This window comes from Acinetobacter sp. UBA2581 (assembly GCF_002339435.1).
Taxonomy (GTDB): Bacteria; Pseudomonadota; Gammaproteobacteria; order Pseudomonadales; family Moraxellaceae; genus Acinetobacter; species Acinetobacter variabilis.
Window position 1 is genome coordinate 1 of sequence record NZ_DDLD01000026.1, and the last position, 4,893, is coordinate 4,893.

The 4,893-nt window shown below is 39.7% G+C and carries 3 protein-coding genes and 1 pseudogene; all 4 read left to right on the forward strand.

From position 1 onward, the window contains the following. Positions 1-339 precede the first annotated feature (339 nt). Entirely contained in the window at positions 340-2,535 is a 2,196-nt protein-coding gene (locus B3Q46_RS03290; protein WP_286713420.1) for a TonB-dependent receptor, read from the forward strand. Between the two features lie 73 nt (positions 2,536-2,608). After that, entirely contained in the window at positions 2,609-2,893 is a 285-nt protein-coding gene (locus B3Q46_RS03295; protein WP_286713422.1) for a hypothetical protein, read from the forward strand. Further along, positions 2,894-4,412 (forward strand): annotated as a pseudogene (locus B3Q46_RS03300) (PepSY-associated TM helix domain-containing protein). Next, on the forward strand, positions 4,409-4,747 hold the full coding sequence (locus B3Q46_RS16410) for a DUF3325 family protein (protein ID WP_004779912.1): 339 nt from the start codon (positions 4,409-4,411) through the stop codon (positions 4,745-4,747). The pseudogene B3Q46_RS03300 and the gene B3Q46_RS16410 overlap by 4 nt, the downstream one beginning before the upstream one ends. Positions 4,748-4,893: the final 146 nt, after the last annotated feature.

Genomic DNA, 4,893 nt, shown 5'->3' on the forward strand with positions numbered 1-4,893 from the left:
TTTCTACTTTGGAATAACACCTGACCCTAGATCAGGGCTTTATTTATCTCTACCTTAGATTTCAATAAGTATTGATTCGCCTGTAGAACAGTCGCCATTACGCCATTGCCAGTTTTCAACTAACTTAATTTTCCCATTGGCTTGGATCTCAATCTCAGTATTACATTCACCTATACTCTAAATATACACATCTGAATAAAAAGTTTTTTCTCATTCATCAGAAGTTGAAAAAATAAATACTAGGTTAAAATACAAGTAAAAATGTAACAAAAATTTTACATTTCTAATGATAATGACTATTATTAGCATCATTATTAATGTTTGTGAAAAGGTTTAAAAATGCGACTATCTCAATTTAGTCTGTGTTTTCTTACAGTAGCTATTTCTTCACATTTGTACGCAGAAGAGTTTGGTCCTGCATCAAAGGAGCCTGAAAGTTCAGGTCAAACAATAAAGCTTTCTCCTATTGTGATAACAGCAACCCGTACCCCTAAAACGATTGCTGAAGTTGCAGGAACTGTACAGACCATTCAGGGTGAAGAAATTGCTCAACAGGCTGGAGCGAGTCGAAAAGTCGCAGATGTTTTAGCGCAGCTGATACCTTCATTGGCACCAAGCAGCGGGACCAGCAGTAATTACGGTCAGACCATGCGTGGGCGGAATGTACTGGTGATGATTGACGGAGTTTCACAGACGGGTTCGCGCGATGTGGCGCGTCAGCTCAACAGCATCAGTCCGAATATGATTGATCATATCGAGGTGGTTTCAGGTGCGAACAGTATTTATGGTTCAGGTGCGACGGGCGGGATTATTAATATTATTACCAAACGTACGGACAAATCGAAACCGGTCAGCTTTCAGACCAAGTTAGGCCTGACATCGGCTGATAATTTCCGTGGTGACAGTTTGGCTTATCAGGTGGGGCAAACCGCTTCATTTAGTCATGACAAGATGGACGGTTTTTTAGGGGTAGATTTTACCAGTCGGGGTTCTCAGTTTGATGGTAACGGTGACCGTATCTCGTTAAGCCCTTGGCAGGGCAGCACGATGGATACCGATACGCTTGATGTGAATGGTCGTTTAAACTTTAATTTAACCGATAAGCAAAGCTTAAGTTTTGGTGCACAATACTATAATGATGAACAGGATACCGAATATGGTCCTGACTATTCTTATCTGCAAACCGGGACACAGCCTTCTTATAAAGCCATTAAAGGGTGGAATTTAGATCAACAACCCTTTACAGAACGCTATGCGTTTAATACCCAGTATCAAAACCAGGATTTTCTGGGACAAATTTTGAATGTTGAAGCGTATTACCGTAATGAAAAAGCGCGTTTTGTACCGTATGGTTATTCCAAAGATGGCGTGAATGTAAAGCAAAGCCAATCCAATGTGGACTATGCAGGAATTCGCTCTACTGTTCAATCTGACCTGCAGGTGGTCGAGCGAGATTTAAAACTGACTTATGGTCTGGACTATGACTGGGAAAAAGATCACCAGTGGGCTGATTACTATACACCAAGTAATAATGGTCTGGTCTATACACCAACAGGTGAAAAACAGGGTTCCGGACCTGATACAGAAATCCAGAATATTGGCACATTTGTACAAGGGGATTATGCACTGACGGATCGTTTGAATGTACAGGCCGGTGTGCGTTATCAGTATGTTCAGGCAGACACTGACAGTTATTTAACCGCACGCAATCCGGTTACTTTAATGGCGGCTGACTCTACCGATGCTGATAAGTTCCTGTTCAATTTAGGTGCAGTCTATGAGTTAACAGATGCGCAGCAAGTTTATGCCAATTTTTCACAAGGTTATAGTTATCCGGATGTACAACGCGTGCTGCGTGATGTAGCTGCCTATACCTTAACGACGTCAGGTATTGCACCGATCACGGTCAACAGCTACGAATTGGGTTGGCGCTTAAATCAGGACGACGGCTTAAACTTGGGTCTAACAGGTTTCTATAATACCTCCGATAAGGTGGTACAGTTCAACGCTGACCGTTCAGTAAATGTGGTAGATACAGATCAACGCATTTATGGAGCAGAAGCTACGGTAAGTTATCCATTTATGGACAACTATAAGGTGGGTGGGACCTTGGGCTACACACGCGGACAATATAAAGATGCAGCAGATCAATGGCATGAACTGAATGCTTTTGCCGTGTCGCCTGTGAAAGGCACCCTGTTTGCTGAGTGGAATAATGAAGAGGGTTATGGTGTACGTGCACAAATGCTAGCCATCAAAGGCACTAATGAAGCCTATAAAGATGACCAAGCATTAATAGCCGCAGGTTTAACCGATAGCAATAGTGCAGCAGATATTAAAGGCTATACCACGATGGATGTCTTGGCTCATTTCCCTGTAGCCAAAGGCCGGGTCGATTTTGGTGTCTATAATGTCTGGGACAAGCAGTACAAAAATGTATTTGCACAGCAAGCAGCAGTAACTAATGGCAACTCACTGTTGGCCATTCCTGCAGAGGGTCGTACTTTTGGCCTAAGCTATACCATTAATTATTAATATTCACCTAGGAAGTATCTGTAGCCGTACAGATACTTCTTCACTTCCTGAGATGGGATGAAAGATAAGGTCAATGGATAAACAAAAACCAGAGTGGTTATCTATTAAAGAAATTTTTTATATCTGCCTGGCTGCTTATGGCTATAGCTTATGGATCTCTTGGGTTTTACGTGACTATTTACCTTTTGCAACAGCTGAAAATATCTATTTATCTGCCCTCCTAAGTTTTACTTTCCTCATTTTTTATATTGTTTTAGTTCCTTGTATTCCGTCTAAATTATGGCAAAAGAGCATCAATTATCTCAGTTATATTTTATTGCTGAGCTATTGGATCATAAAAAAATTTGGAGAAAATTAAATGCAATTTCGCCAGATACAGGCAACTTTACACAGCTGGTTAGGTATCGTTGTATTGTGGTCGGTCTTCCTGATTTTTTTTTACCGGCTCTATTGCCTATTTCAGAACTGAAATTAATCTCTGGTCTAAACCTGAAAATTTTTTATATTTAAAAGTGCCTCCTAGTTCCTTTGAGTCGGCCCAGGTTGCCTATGATTACTTAAATACCCATGCCTCAGAGGCAAAAAGATGGCGAGTGAATCTTGCCAATTCCCGAATGCCTTTTAACACTTTAGAATGGCAAGCCCAAACCAATAAGTACCATAAACTGCAAGACCCCCATACAGGATTAATTTTAACAGAAGGTCGGGAAAGTCTGGGAGGCGACTTCTTTTTTAAATTACATTACAGTCTGTATCCTTTGCCCGATGTCGTCGGTAGAACGCTAGTGGTTATTGTCGGGGTGCTATTTCTCATTGCATTAATTACCGGGATCTTTACCCATAAAAAAATAATTAAAGATTTTTTTGTATTCCGGAGTTTTAAGGGACAGCGTACATTATTGGATTTGCATCATATTACCGGTGTAGTAACTCTGCCTTTTTATCTGATTATGGCCTTTACCGGGATTATGATCTTCTTCTATCTGCTTGTGCCAGCGGGAATCAATAAACACTATGGCGAGAATGGAATAAAGAAGTTTTATAGTGAAATACAATATATCAATCCGCCAAAATCGGCAGCAAATTCAGCTCTTCAATTAAAAGAATTCTCTGTATTCTCCCGTCAACTACCTCAACAGGCAAGTAATGGAGCTGTACTGGAGAAATTTGAAGTCAAAAATCCAAATACTGCGGAAGCCTTAATTACGTTCGATTATGGATATAACCAATTAATTACTTTCAATAATCCGCAATTTATTTTTGCAGCAAATACCGGACAGAATCTGAATTCCGAAAGAAATCTGCATCCTGTCGCTCAAATCAGCTCGGCAACTTATGGTATTCATTTAGGATATTACGCCAGTCAATGGATGAGGGGGATACTAGCGGGTTTAGGTCTCGTCGGTTGCATCATGCTGGTCGCAGGAGCTTTATTATGGCAAAAGAAACGTATTAAACAGCAACATACCTTAAGTTATAATGTGGTTGCTTACCTTAATTATTTTACTTTTCTGGGCTTGCCGTTTGCGACAGCCATGTATTTTTTAGCTAACCGGATTTTGACGGGCAGTCTTGAACAGCGGATTCAGTATGAGTTAAGCATATTCTTTATCAGCTGGGTGGGTATTCTATTCATTCCGATGCTGGCTAAAATGCAAAAAGCCATAGTTTTGTCCTTTATCCTCACTGCTGTTATTTTATGGATGACAGTATTTAGTCCCATATTCTTGACTCCTCACGCGTTCCTCTTGAATACCGTGTTGCATCAGCAATGGTCTGTAGCAGGAGTTGATCTTGTATTGATGCTCATCGCCACAGGATATATATTTGCCTGTTTTTATTTCAAGAAAATAAAGCTGCGTGAGGTGGCCAAATGAGTCTGGCTGCAATATTGTGGGCCATGGTTGCAATGATGCAGCTGTGTATGACCAGTCAAAGTGGAATGAAAAAACTTGGGTATCCTTTTCTAAGCTTTCATTATTCTCAACCTTTGTTAAAAATATACTCAGTGATTTTTCTGGTACTGTCTTTATATCTGAACTGTCAAGATCACGGTTTTTCAGTGGGAATAATGACTTGGATTTTCCTAGTCATAACTTCAGCATTTTTTATACATATTTTATTTTTTTATAAATTTAGAGAATATTTCTTTATTCTGTGGATGTCCTCTGCTCTTTTAGCTCTGTCTTATTCACTGTATAAATTTATTTAGGAAAGAGATGGCAGTCCAAGTTACAAATTAAAAAAAGGATCTGCAAATTTTTTCAAAATAGAAAGTATGAAAAATCCATCAATTTACAGTCCATTTAACATAATGGCGGTTATGCGAAATCAAAATGTTAGAAACCATTTAAAGTG

Coding starts and splice junctions, on each gene's coding strand:
- B3Q46_RS03290 (WP_286713420.1), top strand. CDS start 340: ATGCGACTATCTCAATTTAGTCTGTGTTTTCTTACAGTAGCTATTTCT.
- B3Q46_RS03295 (WP_286713422.1), top strand. CDS start 2,609: ATGGATAAACAAAAACCAGAGTGGTTATCTATTAAAGAAATTTTTTAT.
- B3Q46_RS16410 (WP_004779912.1), top strand. CDS start 4,409: ATGAGTCTGGCTGCAATATTGTGGGCCATGGTTGCAATGATGCAGCTG.